The organism is Pseudomonas sp. JV245A, from assembly GCF_032424515.1.
GTDB classification, from domain to species: domain Bacteria; phylum Pseudomonadota; class Gammaproteobacteria; order Pseudomonadales; family Pseudomonadaceae; genus Aquipseudomonas; species Aquipseudomonas protegens.
Window position 1 is genome coordinate 1 of record NZ_VYKE01000423.1, and the last position, 976, is coordinate 976.

A 976-nucleotide genomic window follows, 5' to 3' on the forward strand; every position below is an offset into this window, starting at 1 on the left:
GTCAATCAGAACGCAATGGTGGAGGGCGTGTTATGACGCTGCAGCAACTGCAACAGGATCTGCAACAACTGGGTGTGGAACTCTGGGAAGAACAGGGCCGCTTGCGCTATCGGGCCCCGGCCGGGGTCATGGACGAGGCGCGCCTGCAACAGCTGCGCGAACACAAGGAGGCGCTGCTGCAACAGCTGCAAGCGGCGCAGATGCCGACCCTGGAGGCCGACCATTCGGCCCGGGAAGAACCCTTCCCGCTGACCGACGTGCAGGCCGCCTACCTGCTGGGCCGCACCACGGCTTTCAGCTACGGCGGCGTGGCCTGCCACGGCTACCTGGAGTTCGCCCAGAAGGACCTGGACCCGGTGCGCCTGGAGCAGGCCTGGAACCAGTTGATCGCGCGTCACGAGATGCTGCGGGCCGTGGTCCTGGAGGAGGGCTACCAGCGCATCCTGCCCCAGGTGCCGCATTACTCCATCGCCCGCCACGACCTGAGCCGGGACGACGGCAGCGCCTTGCAGGCCTTGCGCGAGCGCATGGAACTGCGCCGTGCACCGCCCCAGCAATGGCCGCTGATCGAGCTGTGCGTGAGCCAGGGCCGCGACACCTCGCGCTTGCACCTGTCAGTGGACCTCTTGGTGTGCGACTACCAGAGCGTGCGCATGCTGCTGGCCGAACTGCAGCAGCTGTACCGCGGCGAGAGCCTGCCGGCGCCGGCGCAGATCAGCTTTCGCGACTATGTGCTGGGTGAGCGCCGCCTGCGCGAGCAGCCGCGCTACCAGCGTGATCGCGACTACTGGTGGGCGCGGGTCGACAGCCTGCCGGGTGCGCCGGAACTGCCATTGCTGGGGCCGCCCAGCGGGCCGCGCTTCCAGCGCCGGGCCATGGGCCTGGAGGCCCGGGACTGCAATGCCTTGCGCCTGAACGCGGCGGCGGCCGGGGTCGGTGTGTCGGCGGCGATCCTCTCGGCCTATGCCGAAACCCT

1 protein-coding gene is annotated in these 976 nt (G+C 68.9%); it reads left to right on the forward strand.

The features are described from left to right. Positions 1 to 32 precede the first annotated feature (32 nt). Positions 33 to 976 (forward strand): condensation domain-containing protein (locus F6S12_RS32170; protein WP_315869913.1); only part of this gene is annotated, 944 nt, incomplete at its 3' end.